The following is a 13,993-nucleotide window of genomic DNA, read 5'->3' as shown; positions in this document are numbered from 1 at the left end:
CGCGCCTATTTGATCAGGGCGTTGGCCACGACGACCACCACCCCCAGCAGCGCGTCCACCGCCCCGATGGCCACGGCCGCCACCCAACTCCGCGCCGACCAGCGGGCCGTGACCAGCCCCAGGCAGAACAGCAGAGCGATGTTGAGGACGAACGCCGCGTACTCGACGCCGTTCGCGGGCCACCAGCCCCAGCCCGCCCCGGCGAGCAGCAGCACGGTCGGCAGCGCGGCGGCGACCAGGGGCCACTCGTCGCGCAGGGCGCGCAGGGCGTCCCAGCGGCGGTGCGGGGCGCGCTCGGCGATGTAGTGGGCGTACCCGTGGGCGAGCGCCGAGGCCGCGGCGGTCACCAGCAGCCACAGGGCGTCGTAGCGGCGGCTGGCCCTGTCGGTGTGGCCGTACTGGGTGAGCGCGGCGACCATCGAGCAGGCGAGGACGGAGCCGTAGACGCCACCGAAGAGGATGTTCTCCCGGGTCTCGTGCGGGTGCCGCTCGGGGACCGCCGCCGTGGTCTGCGCCATGCCCTCCACGATCACCCGGCCCCGCCCGGGCCGCCACTCCGCGACGAAGTGTCCCCCCACCTGGGCCGATACCCCACACAGTGTCCACGCCTGGACCGGTCCACCCCGGCTAGGGTCGCGGCATGACGCACAGTTTCGTAGTCCGCATCCCCGACGCCGAGCTCGAACCCGAGCCGCTCGACCCGGCGCAGATCGTCTCCGGTACGCCCGAGGTCACCGGGAAGGTCGTGTGGGAGTCCGCGGACGGCAGGCAGGTCCGCGGGATCTGGCAGATCACGCCGGGTGTGGTCACCGACACGGAGGCGGACGAGCTGTTCGTCGTGATCAGCGGGTCGGCCACGATCGAGGTCGAGGGCGGGGAGACGCTGACGGTCGGTGCCGGGGACATGGCCGTGCTGCGCGAGGGCGACCGTACGACGTGGACCGTGCACGAGACGCTGCGCAAGGCGTACGCGATCAATCTCTGAACGGGCTCAATCTCTGAACGGGCTCAACTCAGCGTCGACACCGGCAAGTTGTAGGGCGTGACGACCTGGATCGCGGACGGCAGGGCCGGGCCCGCGGGCGGCAGGGCGTCGTGGGCGCGCATCACGATGCGGCAGGCCTCGCGGACGTCCTGGCGCAGGTCGTGGTGGAGGACGGCGGACAGCCGCTGCTCGTGCAGCAGCCGGGTGTTGTCGTGGTCGAGGTCGTGCGCGACGAACACGGCGCACTCGCGGCCGAGGTCGGCGAAGGCGCGCAGGGTCGCGATGTTGCCGCCGCCGATGGAGTAGACCGCGCGGATGTCCGGGTCGCGCTTGAGAGCGGCCCGGACGAGTTCGTACTGGGTGGCGTCCAGGCCGTGGCCCTCGGTGATCTCGACGAGGGCGCGTTCCGGGTAGCGGGCGCGCATGGTGCTGCGGAAGCCCATCTCGCGTTCTTCCTCGTTGCGGAAGAAACCGCTGCTCAGGCTGGTGAGGACGTTGCCGGGGCGGTCGCCGAGCCACTGGCCCATGAGGTAGGCGGCCGTGGCGCCCGCCGCCCGGTTGTCTATGCCGACGTAGGCCAGGCGGGCGCTCGCGGGCAGGTCGGTGACCAGGGTGACGACCGGGATGCCGGCGGCGACGAGCCTGCCGACGGCCGCGGTGATCTCGGGGACGTCCGGCGCCTTGAGGATGACGCCCTGCGAGCCGCGCCGCACGATCCGGTCCAACGTCCCGACCAGCTCCTTCACCGGCGCGGTCTCCCGGAAGTGGAAACGTGAGCGCACTACGGCCGGGTGCAGGTCGGGCAGCTCGGCCTCCAGCGCGTTCCGTACGGCGGTGGAGAAGCGCTCCGGCGTCTGCATCACGATGTCGATCATGAACGTACGGCCGACGAGCCTGACCTGGGTGCGCTGCCGGTCGAGATCGGCGATGGCCTGGCGCACCTCACGCTCGGTGCTCTCGCGCACACCGCCCCTGCCGTTCAGGACCCGGTCCACGGTGGCCTCGCTGAGACCCGCCTGACGTGCGATTTCACGGATCGGGAAAGGGTGGCCCACCGGTCGTCTCCTTGAGGGGTTTTTGATGGCTGGCTGCTGGTTGTTCGAAGGGTTTGTACTGACAAGAATGACAGGACAGCACCGCTCCGTGACCCGAGGGGACGACGATGTCCTTCACATCAGCAGAAACCCGCGCCTGGCTCACCGAGCAGGACTGCGACCTCGACGCCTTCCGCGCCCTCGTCGAGCAGCCGACCGACCTGGCCGACTTCCCGTACGCGTCCTCGGTCGAGCGGAACGTCCTCGTCTACGACAGCGACCGGCTCCGCAAGTCCGTGGCGGCCGGTGAGCATCGCGAGGTGCAGGCCGAGCTGGTGCGGGCGTTCGCCGAGGGGCCCGGCATCGTGGTCCTTCAGGGCGCCTTCCCGGATCTGTCGGTCGTGGACCGTTCCACCGAGGTGTTCGAGGCCCTGATCGCCGAGCAGCGCGCGTCGGGCGCGGGCGCCGGTGACCACTTCGCGAAGCCGGGGGCCAACGACCGGGTGTGGAACGCGCTGGAGAAGGCCGCGCTCTACGACCCGGAGGCGTTCGCCGACTACTACGCGAACGACATCCTGGCGCTGGTGTCCGTCGCGTGGCTCGGCCCGGGCTACCAGGTCACCTCGCAGATCAACGTGGTCCACCCGGGCGGCGCCGCACAGACCGTGCACCGCGACTACCACCTCGGGTTCCTCACGAACGAGGCCGCCGCCGGGTATCCGGCGCACGTGCACCGCCTCTCCCCCGTGCTCACGCTCCAAGGGGCGGTCGCCCACTGCGACATGCCGGTCGAGTCGGGGCCGACGATGTACCTGCCGCACTCCCAGAAGTACGAGCCGGGCTATCTGGCGTGGCGACTGCCGGAATTCCAGGCCTACTTCGAGGCCAACCACATCCAACTCCCACTCGCCAAGGGCGATGCCGCGTTCTTCAACCCCGCGCTCTTCCACGCGGCCGGCACCAACCGCACGGCGGACGTGCGGCGGATGGCCAACCTGCTCCAGGTGTCGTCCGCGTTCGGGCGGGCGATGGAGACGGTGGACCGCGAGGCCGTCAGCAACGCGGTCTTCCCGGTGCTGCTCAAACGCAAGGCCGAGGGTGCGAGTGAGGAATGGCTGGACACGGTCGTCGCGGCGAGTGCCGAGGGCTATCCGTTCCCGACCAACCTCGACAACGACCCACCGGTCGAGGGGCTGGCCCCTCCTTCGCAGGCCGACCTCGTGCGGCGCGCGGTGCGTGAGGGGTGGGACCCGCAGGCGCTCCGCGGAGAGCTGCGGGCCGGTGCCGAGCGGCGCGAGAGCTGAGGAACACCATGGGATCCACGGAACGTACGGGGCTCACAGGGCTCCTCGACGGCAAGGTCGTCCTCGTCAACGGCGGCAGCCAGGGCGTGGGGGCCGCGATCGTGCGGGCGGCGGTGCGCGAGGGGGCGGTGGTGACCTTCACCGGTCGCCGCGCCGAGCCCGGTGATGCCCTGGTGGCGGAACTGGCCGAGGCGGGCGGCAAGGCGACGTTCGTACGGGCCGACCTGTCCGACGCCGAGCGGGCGAAGGGCGCGGTGGCCGAGGTGATCGCCGCGCACGGACGTGTCGACTGTCTGGTGAACTCCGCCGGACTCACCTCGCGCGGCTCGCTGCTGGACACCACGCCGGAACTGTTCGACCAGCACATGGCGATCAACCTGAAGGCACCGTTCTTCGCGATGCAGGCCGCGGTCGCCGACATGACCTCCCGCTCCGCACCCGGCACGATCGTCAACATCGGCTCCAACTGCGCCCACGGCGGGCCCCCTCACCTCGCCCCGTACTCCACGGCCAAGGCCGGCCTCGCGGGCCTGACCCGCAACGCCGCACACGCGCACCGCTTCGACCGGATCCGCATCAACACCGTCAACATCGGCTGGACCGCGACCGAGGGCGAGGACGCCATCCAGCGGACCTTCCACGGCGCCGGGGACGACTGGCGCCAACAGGCCGCCGAACGGCTGCCGATGGGCAAGCTCGGCCAACCGGACGAGATCGCCGACTTCGTGGTGTTCCTGCTGTCCGACCGGTCCGGGGTGGTCACCGGTTCGGTGATCGACTGGGACCAGAACGTCCTGGGCGCCCTCGACTGACCTGTGCCGTCCGGCAATTGGACCGCTCCAAGACAACCACCGCACGACACCCGCACCTCTCAAGAAAGCAAGAGCCCTCATGCGCATCGGAATCCTCGGCCTCGGCCGCATCGGCGCCTTCCACGCCGAGACCCTGTCCGGACTCGACGTCGTCGAGTCCCTCGTCGTGGCCGACCCGTTCGCGGAGGCCGCCAAGAAGGCCGGCGAGCGGTTCGGCGCCGAGGTAGCGGACTCCCCCGAGGCCGTGCTGGCCGCCGGGATCGACGGTGTCGTCGTCGCCGCGGCGACCGACGCCCACCCCGGCCTGATCCTGGCCGCCGTGGAGGCGGGTATCCCCGTCTTCTGCGAGAAGCCCGTCGCGAAGACGATGGCCGAGGGCGTCCAGGTCCTCAAGGCCGTCGAGGGCAGCAGCGTGCCGATCCAGATCGGCTACAACCGCCGCTTCGACGCCGGTTTCGTCAACGCGCGCGCCGCCGTGCAGTCCGGTGAGCTGGGCAAGCTGCACACCGTGCGCTCCACCACGCTGGACCCGGCGCCGCCGCCGGCCGCGTACATCGCCGCGTCCGGGGGCATCTTCCGGGACTGTTCCGTGCACGACTTCGACATCATCCGCTGGGTCACCGGCCGTGAGGTCACCGAGGTGTACGCGGTCGGCGGCAACCGGGGCGCCGAGTACATCAAGGAGGCGGGCGACGCCGACACCACCGGCGCGATCCTGACCCTCGACGACGGCACCATCGCGGTGGTCTCCAACTCCCGCCACAACGCCCGGGGTTACGACGTCCGCATGGAGATCCACGGCTTCACGGACTCCATCGCCGTGGGTCTGGAGGACAAGCTGCCGCTGCGCTCGGTCGAGCCGGGCGTGACGTTCCCGGCGGGCACCCCGCACGACTTCTTCATGGACCGCTTCACGGCGGCCTACCGCGCCGAACTCACCGCGTTCACCGAGGTCGTCGCCGGCACCCGCCCCTCCCCCTGCACGGTCGCGGACGCCCTGGAGGCCGGCTGGATCGCCGACGCCTGCACCCTGTCGCTGCACGAGCACCGCCCGGTCACCATCCAGGAGGTACGGGAGGCATGAGCGGTCCGGGCCGGGAACCACTGCGCATCGGAGTACTGGGAGCGGCTCGGATCACCGAGCAGTCCCTGATCGGTCCGGCCCGGACCACCGGCCACCGCATTGTCGCGGTGGCCGCGCGGGACCGGTCCAGGGCGGAGGCGTACGCCGCCGCGCACCGCGTCGAACGGGTGGCGGACTCGTACGCCGACCTGATCGCCGACCCGGAGGTGGAGGTCGTCTACAACCCGCTCGCCAACGGACTGCACGGACCGTGGAACCTCGCCGCGCTCGCGGCGGGCAAGCACGTCCTGTCGGAGAAGCCGTCGGCGAGCAACGCGGAGGAGGCCGCCGAGGTCCGGGAGGCGGCCGCGAAGTCCGGGACGGTCTTCATGGAGGCGTTCCACTACCTCTTCCACCCGGTCACCCGGCGCCTGCACGAACTGCTGGCCTCCGGTGAACTCGGCGAACTCCGGCACGTCGAGACGCTCGTGGCGATCCCGGCCCCGCCGGACACCGACCCGCGCTGGTCCCTGGACCTGGCCGGCGGCGCCGTGATGGACCTGGGCTGCTACAGCCTGCACGCCCTGCGCACGCTGGCCCCCTGGGCGGGCGGCGCACCCCGCCTCGTCTCGGCCCGCGGCGGCGAACACGCGGGCGCCCCCGGCGTCGACGAGTGGCTGGACGCCAACCTCGTCTACCCCAGCGGCGCCACGGGCACCGCCCGCTGCCACATGGCGTACGACGAACTGGTCATGAGCTGCCGCATCACCGGCAGCCGGGGCGAGGCCTTCGCCCCGAACTTCGTCCTTCCCCAACTGGACGACCGCATCGTCATCCGCACCACGGACGGCGAACGCACGGAACGCCTCGGCCGCCGCTCGTCCTACACCTACCAACTGGAGGCGTTCGCCGCCCGGTTGAGGAACGGCGCGCCCCTGCCCCTGGGACCGGACGACGCGGTCGCGACGATGACCCTCATCGACGACGCCTACCGCGCGGCGGGGTTCGCGCCCCGGCCGCGGGTGTCGGTTCTGCGGTAGACGAAGGTCGGGTACGGCTGCCCGACCAACCGCTCCCACGCCCGGACGATGTCGATGTCGTCCGGGCGTTCCGCACGGGCCCGGGCGAACGTGATGACGCAGCGGGCGTGGACGTCGGCGGCGGCGCTCCGGCGGGTGAGGGCGAGCAGGGAACGCAGCGCGGCGACCGCCTCCTCGGGCCGACCGGCGCCCAGCCCGGCCAGCGCCGCCCTGGTGAGCGCGACGGACAGACCGGAGACCGTGAGCGCCAGGTCGGCGTCCGTACGGGGGTCTCCGGGCGGGTCCCGCAGGAACGACTCCGCCTCCTCGTAGCAGGCCACGGCGGCCATGTGGTCGCCGGTACGGCCGAGAGCCCGGGCGAGGACCCGCAGCCGACGCGCGATCAGCGGACGGTAGGTCTCGCGGTCGGACTCGACGAACGGGCGGGGCCGCGCAGTGCAGCAGCGCGGCCCCGAGCAGCGCACCGCCCACACCGGGAGTAGTGACTCGTGCCGTCACGCGCAGCATGCGCACCGGCCCCATCCGCGCCCCCCTGCCCTCCTCGTTCGAGGACAAAAGACGGCTGCGAGTGGGCAGTTGGTTGCAGGGTGTGCCGCCTCGCCGGAGCGGCTACCGGTAGAACCCGGGCCGCTCCACCAACTCCACCTCCACCCGAACCCCTTCCTCCAACGCCCGAACGCCCGCCTCGCACACGGCCGCCGCCGCGTACCCGTCCCACACGCTCGGCCCGGTCACCTCGCCGCGGCGGGTCGCGTCGACCCAGGTCTGGACCTCGCGGTCGTAGGCGTCGGCGAAGCGTTCGACGAAGTCCTGGGCGATGGTGCCGCCCCAGCGGCCGGCCATGTTGGTGACCATGGCGTGGCCGTCGCCGATGCGGGCGGTGCCGCGTTCGCAGACGACCTCGGCCTGGACCTGGTAGCCGAAGCCGCAGTTGACGAACATCTCGACGTCGACGATCGCGCCGCCGTCGGTCTCGAAGACGACGAACTGCGGGTCCTGGAGGTCCTCCGGGGCACTCGCCGTGGGGCGCGGCCGCAGCACCGTCACGGCCGTGATCTCCTGGCCGAGCAGCCAACGGGTCGCGTCGGTCTCGTGCGCCACGGAGTCGCTGATCAGCATGGAGCTGGTGAAGAAAGGCGGGCTGGCCGCGTTGCGGTGCCGGTTGTGCAGCATCAGCGGGCGGCCCAACTGGCCTGTCTCCAGAAGGGACTTGAGCTTCATGTACTCGGCGTCGTAGCGCCGCATGAAGCCGACCTGCACCCGGCGGTGACCGAGACGTGTCTCCGCCTCCATCACCCGGAGCGCCGAGGCCGCGTCCGGCGTGAGCGGCTTCTCGCACAGGACCGGGAGGTCGTGCTCGAAGGCCGCGAGCAGGGCCGCCTCGTGGGCGGGGCCCGGTGAGGCGATCAGGACCGCGTCGACGTCGGCCGCCGCCATCGCGGCGGCCGGGTCGGTGTACGCGGTGCAGCCGTCGACACCGGACGCGATCCGTTTGGCGCGCTCGGCGTCGACGTCCACGACCGCGGTCACCCGGGCTCCGTTGACCACGTCCTGGATCCTGCGGACGTGGTCGGCGCCCATCTTTCCGGTTCCGACGACTGCCACTCCGAGCGTGTCGCGCGGGCTGATGGCCATCGGCCGTCCTTTCACATGGTCAGGCACCGCAGGAACGGAGGAACTTGCGGGTGCGCTCCGCGATGGGGAGCGGCTTGTCCGGCTCGCACGGGTACATGTCCTGCTCGACGATCGCGAACAGTTCCACGCCCAGGCGCTGCGCCGCGATCAGCACCGGCTCCAACTCCGGTACGCCGGACGGGGGTTCACACATCACCCCGCGCGCCACGGCCGGCCCGAACGGCACCTCGTTCTTGACGACGTCGGCAAGGATCTCCGGGTCGACCTGCTTGAGGTGCAGATAGCCGATGCGTTCGCCGTACGTCTCGATCAGCTTGACGCTGTCGCCGCCGCAGTAGGCGTAATGCCCGGTGTCCAGGCAGAGGTTGACCAGTTCGGAGTCGGTCGAGTCGAGGAAGCGCTCGACGTGGTCCTCGGTGTCGAGGTGGGTGTCGGCGTGCGGGTGGACGACGATGTCGAGCCCGTACGCCTCCTTCACCTCGTGCCCGAGCCGCTCCATGCCCTTGGTGAGGTGGGCCCACTGCTCGCCGGTCAGCTCCGGCGGTTCCAGGATCTCGGCGGTCTTGTCGTCCCGCCAGAAGGAGGGGATGACGACCAGGTGCCGCGCGCCCATCTCCTGGGTGAGCGCGGCGACTTGGCTGACGTGCTCCCATGTCGCGTCCCACACGGACGGGCCCCGGTGCAGGCCGGTGAAGACCGTGCCCGCGGAGACCTTCAGGTCACGTCGGGCGATCTCGTCCGTGAGCCGGGCCGGATCGGTCGGCAGATAGCCGTACGGGCCCAGCTCGATCCAGGAGTAACCGGCCTGCGCGACCTCGTCCAGGAACCGTTGCCACGGCACCTGTTGGGGGTCGTCCGGGAACCACACGCCCCACGAGTCGGGGGCCGAACCGACCCGGATACGGTCCAGGAAGGGACGGTCCGACATGTCAGGCGGTCCCTTCGGGAGACGCGGCCACCGGCGCCTTCAGGGACTTCGCGTCGGGGAGCTCCTCGACATCGACACCGCGTACCTGGGACAACTCGTGCTTGAGCGCGGCGAGTTCGGTGCCGCCTGCCATGTGGTTGGTGAGCTCTTCGAGGGTGATCTCGCTGCGCTCCGCCGACAACTCCATCGTGCCCAGACGCAGGACGCTGAAGTGGTCGCCGACCATGTAGGCGTGGTGCGGGTTGTGCGTGATGAAGATGACGCCGAGGCCGCGTTCACGAGCCGCGGCCACGTACTTCAGCACCACACCGGACTGCTTGACGCCCAGGGCGGCTGTCGGCTCGTCCAGGATCAGGACACGCGCCCCGAAGTAGACGGCGCGGGCGATCGCCACACACTGGCGCTGGCCACCCGACAGCGTGCCGATGGGCTGGTCCAGGTTGTCCAGGACGATGCCCATGTTCCGCAGTTCCTCGTCCGCGGTCTTCTTCATCCGCTCGATGTCGAGACGGCGCACGGGCCAGGGGCCCTTCGTCATCTCGGAACCGAGGAAGAAGTTGCGCCACACCGGCATCAGCGGCACGACGGCCAGGTCCTGGTAGACCGTCGCGATGCCGCGGTCCAACGCCTGGCGCGGGGTGGTGAAGTGCACGGGTCCGCCGTCGACGAGGAACTCGCCCTCGGTGTGCTGGTGCAGGCCGGAGATGATTTTGATCAGCGTGGACTTGCCCGCGCCGTTGTCGCCGAGGACACAGGTGACCTGGCCGGGGCGGACGGCGAGGTCGACGCCGTGCAGGGCGCGGACGTTGCCGTAGGACTTGCCCGCGTTGCGCAGTTGGACGATCGGCGCGTCCGCTTCGCTCGGCGCGCTGTCTTCGAGGATGGCGCCGTGAGTGCCGGATTCGTTGCTTGCCATGAAGGTCACCTCCGGGTCGCGGTGCGCTGGACCCACAGATTGATGAGGACGGCGCCGAGCAGCATCACGCCGAGGAACGCCTTGAACCAGTCGGGGTTCCAGCCGGCGTAGACAATGCCCTGCTGCACCATGCCGAACATGAACGCCCCGAAGACCGGGCCGATCGCCGAACCGGCACCGCCGGTCAGCAGACAGCCGCCGATCACGGCCGCGGAGATGTAGATCAGCTCCTGGCCGACGCCCTCGCCGGACTGCACGGTGTTGAACGTGAACAGCTGGTGCATGCCGATGAACCAGGCACCGAGACCGACCAGCATGAACAGCGAGATCTTCGTGAACGCCACCGGCACACCCACGGCCCGCGCGGAGTCCTTGTTCCCGCCGACCGCGAAGATCCAGTTGCCGTACTTCGTGCGCAGCAGCACCCAGGTCGCGATCGCCGCGAACACCAGCCAGTAGAAGATCGTGATCTTCACGTCGACACCACCGATGTCGAACGACGCCGCGAAGACCTTCTTGGCCTGGCTGAAGCCGTCCATGTTGCTGATGTCGTCGGTCGCGACATTCCCGGTGACCAGCTTCGTCACCGCGAGGTTCACGCCCTGGAGGATCAGGAAGGTGCCCAAGGTGACCAGGAAGCTGGGCAGTCCGGTCTTCACGACCATCCAGCCGTTGAGGAACCCGATCCCCAGCGACACCAGCAGCGCGACGATCACACCCACCCATACATTCATGGTGAGTTGGTAGCTGAGCATGCTCGCGGTCAGCGCCGACGTGATCACCGCGACACCGGCGGAGAGGTCGAACTCCCCGCCGATCATCAGCAGGGCCACCGGCAGCGCCATGATGCCGATCGTCGACGAGCTGTAGAGGATGTTCGCCATCGCGGCGCCGTCCCGCACGGGCGGAGCGGCGATCAGGAAGAACACGTACACCGCGGCGGCGCCGAGGAAGACACCTATCTCGGGACGCGCCAACAGCCGTATCACCAGGGGCCGTTCAGAGGTCCGGCCGTCGGTCTCCTGTGGGCCGGGGGCCGGCGGTGAGGTCACCGCCGGCTCGGCGTGCTGGGTCATGCTCATCACCGGGTTCCGTTGGCGGCGTACTTCGCCACGGCGTCGACGTTGGTCTTGTCGACGAAGGCCGGGCCGGTCAGTACGGGCTGCTCACCGCCGCCGCTGTAGTTGCCGTTGTTCTTGTAGAGCCACAGGGAGTCGATCGCCAAGTAGCCCTGGAGGTAAGGCTGCTGGTCCACCGCGAACTGGACGGTGCCCTTCTTGATGGCGCCCGTCAGGGTGCTGTTCAGGTCGAAGGTCGCGACCTTCGCCTTGCTGCCCGCGTCGGACAGCGACTGCACGGCCGTCATGGCGAACGGGGCGCCCAGCGTGACGACGTAGTCGATCGCCTTGTCCTGCGTGAGCTTGGCGGTGATCGTCGACTTCACCGAGGGCATGTCCGTGCCGTTGACGTTGAGCACCTCGGTGGTGCCGGTGAACGTCTTCTTCACACCGTCGCAGCGCTGCGTCAGACCGATGTTGCCCTGCTCCTGGATGACACAGACGGCCTTCTTGGCGCCCTCCGCGTTCAGCCGCTTGCCGAGCGCCTCGCCGGCCACCGTCTCGTCCTGGCCGAAGAACTCCAGCAGTCCGAGCTTCTTCCAGTCGCTGAGACCGGAGTTGAGGCCCACGACGGGTATGTTCGCGGTCTTCGCCTTGCCGATGACGTCCTTCAGGGCGTCGGGCTTGGCGAGGGTGACCGCGATGCCGTCGACCTTCTGGTCGATCGCGTTCTGCACCAGGTTCGACTGGTTGCCCGCGTTCGGGTCGGCCGAGTAGACGAGCTTGATGTTGTCCTTGTCGGCGGCGGCCTGGGCGCCCTTGCGGACGATGTCCCAGAACGTGTCGCCGGGAGCCTGGTGCGTGACCAGGGCGACCGTCATCCGAGGAGTGCTCGCCTTGCCCGCGGAGGCGCCGGAGCTGTCCTCCGTGGCCTTCTTTCCGCCCGAGCTGCTGGAGCAGCCGGCGAGGGTCAGGGCCGCTGCCGCGGCCACCGCCACGATGGGGGCCATTCTGCGCGAGCGGGAGTAAGTGGAACGGTCCATCTTTCCTGCACCTCACTGTGCTTCAGGGGAAAGGGAGTCATGATCGCAGAAATCCGGGCTCGGGGCCTGTCGGCCCTGGGTCCTTTGCCGCGAAACACGGCTGTTGCGCTGGGACGGAATCAAATCCCTGGGCGCGTCCGCTGTCAATACTTTGTTAAGACATCATTTCACGAGCAGGTCCGAATGTAAGTACAAACTATTGACACGGAGCCCCTCCGAGACCTACACCTGGGAGGCGGCAGGCCCCTGGGACCCGCCCACCCCCAGCAGCTCAGAGGAGTGTCGCGCATGGCCGAGTCAGCCCAGTCCTTCGATGTCATCACCATGGGCCGCATCGGGGTCGATCTCTACCCGTTGCAGTCTGGCGTACCGCTGGCCCGTGTGGAGACCTTCGGCAAGTTCCTCGGGGGTTCCGCGAGCAATGTGGCGGTCGCCGCCGCCCGGCTCGGCCGGAGCACCGCGGTGATCACCCGCACCGGCGACGACCCCTTCGGGACGTACCTGCACGAAGCCCTCAAGGACTTCGGCGTCGACGACCGCTGGGTCACGCCCGTCGCGGAGTACCCGACCCCGGTCACCTTCTGCGAGATCTTCCCGCCGGACGACTTCCCGCTGTACTTCTACCGGCAGCCCAAGGCCCCGGACCTGGAGATCCACACCGACGAGCTGGACTACTTCGCGATCCGCCAGGCCCGCGTCTTCTGGATCACCGGCACCGGACTGAGCGAGGAGCCGAGCCGCTCCGCCACGCTCGCCGCCCTCAAGGCGCGCGACAAGGCGGGCACCACGGTCTTCGACCTGGACTGGCGCCCCATGTTCTGGAAGGACCCGGAGGAGGCCCGCCCGTACTACGCGGAGGCCCTCCGCCACACGACGGTCGCGGTCGGCAACCTCGACGAGTGCGAGATCGCCACCGGTGTCCGCGAGCCCCGCGCCTGCGCCCAGGCGCTGCTGGACGCGGGCGTGGAACTCGCCGTCGTCAAGCAGGGTCCCAAGGGCGTCCTGGCCGTGCACCGCGACGGCACGACCGCCGAGGTGCCCCCGGTCCCGGTAGAGGTGCTCAACGGCCTCGGCGCGGGCGACGCGTTCGGCGGCTCGCTCTGCCACGGCCTGCTGTCCGGCTGGGACTTGGAACGGTCCATGCGGTTCGCCAACGCGGCCGGCGCCCTCGTCGCCTCCCGCCTCGCCTGCTCCACCGCGATGCCCACCGAGTCCGAGGTCGAGGACCTCCTCGCCGGCGCGCGCGTGGGCGGCTGACCACATGGCCGCCACAGCCACCCCTGAACGGAGCTTGTCTTGAGCATCAGCATCCCCGACCTGGTCACGGTCAGAGCCCGGCACCCGGAGGCCATCGCCGAGGCGGCCGCCCGCCGGGTGCGCCGCCCGCTGCTGGGCGACAGCGGCCGCCTGATGATCGTGGCCGCCGACCACCCGGCCCGCGGCGCCCTGGGCGTCGGCGACCGCCGCACCGCCATGGCCAACCGCGCCGACCTGCTGGAACGCCTCTGCATCGCACTGTCCCGGCCCGGCGTCGACGGGGTGCTCGCCACCGCCGACATACTCGAGGACCTGCTCCTGCTCGGGGTCCTCGACGGCAAGGTCGTCATGGGCTCGATGAACCGCGGCGGCCTGTCCGGCGCCGCCTTCGAGATGGACGACCGCTTCACCGGCCACCGCGCCGAGGACATCGAGCGCCTCGACTTCGACGCGGGCAAGCTGCTGCTCCGCATCGACTACGACGACCCGGGCTCGCTCACCACCCTGGAGTCCACGGCGCGGGCGATAGACGACATGGCGGCACGCCAACTCCCCCTGTTCGTCGAGCCGTTCATATCCCGACGCGTCGACGGCAAGGTCCGCAACGACCTGTCCGCCGAGGCCGTGACCCGCTCCATCGCGATCTCCTCGGGCCTGGGCGGCACCTCCGCCTACACCTGGCTGAAACTGCCCGTCACCGACGACCCGGACGACATGGCCGAGGTCCTGGAGACGTCGACCCTGCCCGTCGTCCTGCTCGGCGGCGAGGTCGGCGACGACCAGGAGGGCGCGTACGAGAAGTGGCGCAAGACGCTGCGCCTGCCCACCGTCCAGGGCCTGGTCGTGGGCCGCTCCCTGCTCTACCCCGCCGACGGCGGCGTGGAGACGGCGGTGGACACCGCCGTAGGTCTGTTGTGA

At 70.1% G+C, this 13,993-nt stretch carries 15 protein-coding genes; 7 read left to right on the top strand and 8 right to left on the bottom strand.

From position 1 onward, the window contains the following. Positions 1-5 precede the first annotated feature (5 nt). Positions 6-518: a hypothetical protein gene (locus R2B38_RS37730; RefSeq protein WP_318020291.1), complete on the bottom strand. Its 513-nt coding sequence runs from the start codon at positions 516-518 to the stop codon at positions 6-8. Between the two features lie 122 nt (positions 519-640). On the opposite strand from R2B38_RS37730, the gene R2B38_RS37725 reads away from it, so the two are divergent. Beyond that, the gene (locus tag R2B38_RS37725; RefSeq protein WP_318020290.1) at positions 641-985 is read left to right on the top strand and encodes a cupin domain-containing protein; all 345 of its coding nucleotides are present in this window, start codon (positions 641-643) and stop codon (positions 983-985) included. Positions 986-1,008: 23 nt separating this feature from the next. Here R2B38_RS37725 and R2B38_RS37720 read toward each other — a convergent pair whose 3' ends face one another. Next, on the bottom strand, positions 1,009-2,040 hold the full coding sequence (locus R2B38_RS37720; protein ID WP_318020289.1) for a LacI family DNA-binding transcriptional regulator: 1,032 nt from the start codon (positions 2,038-2,040) through the stop codon (positions 1,009-1,011). Between the two features lie 107 nt (positions 2,041-2,147). Between R2B38_RS37720 and R2B38_RS37715 the strand changes: the two genes are divergently transcribed. The 4 genes from R2B38_RS37715 (at position 2,148) to R2B38_RS37700 (ending at position 6,238) form a co-directional block, all read left to right on the top strand. Then, the gene (locus tag R2B38_RS37715) at positions 2,148-3,323 is read left to right on the top strand and encodes a phytanoyl-CoA dioxygenase family protein (protein WP_318020288.1); all 1,176 of its coding nucleotides are present in this window, start codon (positions 2,148-2,150) and stop codon (positions 3,321-3,323) included. Between the two features lie 8 nt (positions 3,324-3,331). After that, the gene (locus R2B38_RS37710; protein WP_318020287.1) at positions 3,332-4,135 is read left to right on the top strand and encodes an SDR family oxidoreductase; all 804 of its coding nucleotides are present in this window, start codon (positions 3,332-3,334) and stop codon (positions 4,133-4,135) included. 79 nt (positions 4,136-4,214) lie between these two features. Next, positions 4,215-5,219, top strand: coding sequence for a Gfo/Idh/MocA family oxidoreductase (locus R2B38_RS37705; protein WP_318020285.1), 1,005 nt, complete (start codon positions 4,215-4,217; stop codon positions 5,217-5,219). Then, positions 5,216-6,238 carry a Gfo/Idh/MocA family oxidoreductase gene (locus R2B38_RS37700; protein ID WP_318020284.1) on the top strand — a complete coding sequence of 341 codons (1,023 nt, stop codon included), beginning with the start codon at positions 5,216-5,218 and terminating at the stop codon, positions 6,236-6,238. Before R2B38_RS37705 ends, R2B38_RS37700 begins: the two co-directional genes overlap by 4 nt. On the opposite strand, the gene R2B38_RS37695 is transcribed toward R2B38_RS37700, so the two are convergent. The 6 genes from R2B38_RS37695 to R2B38_RS37670 form a co-directional block, all read right to left on the bottom strand. Next, on the bottom strand, positions 6,187-6,702 hold the full coding sequence (locus tag R2B38_RS37695; protein WP_318020283.1) for a hypothetical protein: 516 nt from the start codon (positions 6,700-6,702) through the stop codon (positions 6,187-6,189). The two genes, R2B38_RS37700 and R2B38_RS37695, sit on opposite strands and share 52 nt — an antisense overlap. Before the next feature lie 145 nt (positions 6,703-6,847). Then, positions 6,848-7,873: a Gfo/Idh/MocA family oxidoreductase gene (locus R2B38_RS37690; protein WP_318020282.1), complete on the bottom strand. Its 1,026-nt coding sequence runs from the start codon at positions 7,871-7,873 to the stop codon at positions 6,848-6,850. Positions 7,874-7,892: 19 nt separating this feature from the next. Beyond that, the gene (locus R2B38_RS37685) at positions 7,893-8,801 is read right to left on the bottom strand and encodes a sugar phosphate isomerase/epimerase family protein (protein ID WP_033279197.1); all 909 of its coding nucleotides are present in this window, start codon (positions 8,799-8,801) and stop codon (positions 7,893-7,895) included. A gap of 1 nt (position 8,802) precedes the next feature. Continuing rightward, positions 8,803-9,717, bottom strand: coding sequence for an ATP-binding cassette domain-containing protein (locus R2B38_RS37680; RefSeq protein WP_318020281.1), 915 nt, complete (start codon positions 9,715-9,717; stop codon positions 8,803-8,805). A gap of 5 nt (positions 9,718-9,722) precedes the next feature. Continuing rightward, on the bottom strand, positions 9,723-10,799 hold the full coding sequence (locus R2B38_RS37675) for an ABC transporter permease (RefSeq protein WP_318020280.1): 1,077 nt from the start codon (positions 10,797-10,799) through the stop codon (positions 9,723-9,725). Next, a complete protein-coding gene (locus tag R2B38_RS37670) occupies positions 10,799-11,818 on the bottom strand; it encodes a sugar ABC transporter substrate-binding protein (RefSeq protein WP_318020279.1) in 1,020 nt (339 codons plus the stop codon). The genes R2B38_RS37675 and R2B38_RS37670 overlap by 1 nt, the downstream gene beginning before the upstream one ends. A gap of 288 nt (positions 11,819-12,106) precedes the next feature. Between R2B38_RS37670 and iolC the strand changes: the two genes are divergently transcribed. Together iolC and R2B38_RS37660 are read left to right on the top strand one after the other, a co-directional pair. After that, positions 12,107-13,075 carry a 5-dehydro-2-deoxygluconokinase gene (iolC, locus tag R2B38_RS37665; protein ID WP_318020278.1) on the top strand — a complete coding sequence of 323 codons (969 nt, stop codon included), beginning with the start codon at positions 12,107-12,109 and terminating at the stop codon, positions 13,073-13,075. A 39-nt stretch (positions 13,076-13,114) separates the two neighbouring features. After that, the gene (locus tag R2B38_RS37660) at positions 13,115-13,993 is read left to right on the top strand and encodes a deoxyribose-phosphate aldolase (RefSeq protein ID WP_318020277.1); all 879 of its coding nucleotides are present in this window, start codon (positions 13,115-13,117) and stop codon (positions 13,991-13,993) included.

The sequence above is a fragment of the Streptomyces sp. N50 genome (genome assembly GCF_033335955.1).
Lineage (GTDB): Bacteria > Actinomycetota > Actinomycetes > Streptomycetales > Streptomycetaceae > Streptomyces.
This window is presented reverse-complemented; position numbering and strand designations above follow the sequence as displayed.

Excerpts from the sequence above, each read along its gene's own strand:
- R2B38_RS37730 (WP_318020291.1), bottom strand. The coding sequence starts at position 518 with ATGGCGCAGACCACGGCGGCGGTCCCCGAGCGGCACCCGCACGAGACC.
- R2B38_RS37725 (WP_318020290.1), top strand. The coding sequence starts at position 641 with ATGACGCACAGTTTCGTAGTCCGCATCCCCGACGCCGAGCTCGAACCC.
- R2B38_RS37715 (WP_318020288.1), top strand. The coding sequence starts at position 2,148 with ATGTCCTTCACATCAGCAGAAACCCGCGCCTGGCTCACCGAGCAGGAC.
- R2B38_RS37710 (WP_318020287.1), top strand. The coding sequence starts at position 3,332 with ATGGGATCCACGGAACGTACGGGGCTCACAGGGCTCCTCGACGGCAAG.
- R2B38_RS37705 (WP_318020285.1), top strand. The coding sequence starts at position 4,215 with ATGCGCATCGGAATCCTCGGCCTCGGCCGCATCGGCGCCTTCCACGCC.
- R2B38_RS37700 (WP_318020284.1), top strand. The coding sequence starts at position 5,216 with ATGAGCGGTCCGGGCCGGGAACCACTGCGCATCGGAGTACTGGGAGCG.
- R2B38_RS37690 (WP_318020282.1), bottom strand. The coding sequence starts at position 7,873 with ATGGCCATCAGCCCGCGCGACACGCTCGGAGTGGCAGTCGTCGGAACC.
- R2B38_RS37685 (WP_033279197.1), bottom strand. The coding sequence starts at position 8,801 with ATGTCGGACCGTCCCTTCCTGGACCGTATCCGGGTCGGTTCGGCCCCC.
- R2B38_RS37680 (WP_318020281.1), bottom strand. The coding sequence starts at position 9,717 with ATGGCAAGCAACGAATCCGGCACTCACGGCGCCATCCTCGAAGACAGC.
- R2B38_RS37675 (WP_318020280.1), bottom strand. The coding sequence starts at position 10,799 with ATGAGCATGACCCAGCACGCCGAGCCGGCGGTGACCTCACCGCCGGCC.
- R2B38_RS37670 (WP_318020279.1), bottom strand. The coding sequence starts at position 11,818 with ATGGACCGTTCCACTTACTCCCGCTCGCGCAGAATGGCCCCCATCGTG.
- iolC (WP_318020278.1), top strand. The coding sequence starts at position 12,107 with ATGGCCGAGTCAGCCCAGTCCTTCGATGTCATCACCATGGGCCGCATC.